Below are 329 nucleotides of genomic sequence, written 5' to 3'. Positions count from 1 at the left end.
TCGATCTTGACACAGCGGTTCTTCCGCAGTACCCGGATACAAAGCTTGAGGAACCCAGAGATCAGGAACGGCTTGGGAGCTTCGGCCGCCAGACCGGCATCCACAGAGAGTCCAAACTTGAACCGGAAGATCTTTAACCGGGCGTAGCCCCCTATATACAGTCCACCCCCCAGCTGCACCGGCTTGAAGTTGACGCGACCCATCATATCGATGTACGCTCCGACCTCAACCTTTATCGGTCCAAATTTCTTATTGAGCTCGAACTTCACACCAGCACCCATACGAATGCCTTGCGACGAAAGCATCAGGTACGAGTACATGTTGAACAA

1 protein-coding gene is annotated in these 329 nt (G+C 52.9%); it reads right to left on the bottom strand.

Annotated features, from left to right (window positions below; genetic code table 11):
* Positions 1-329: hypothetical protein (locus tag KK078_RS30960; RefSeq protein ID WP_254094807.1), on the bottom strand; the 329-nt coding region annotated here is incomplete at both ends.

Source organism: Dawidia soli, assembly GCF_018598185.1.
In the GTDB taxonomy this organism is placed as follows: Bacteria; Bacteroidota; Bacteroidia; order Cytophagales; family Cyclobacteriaceae; genus Ohtaekwangia; species Ohtaekwangia soli.
Note: the sequence above shows the minus strand (reverse complement) of the source record. Positions and strands in the feature narration are given on the sequence as shown.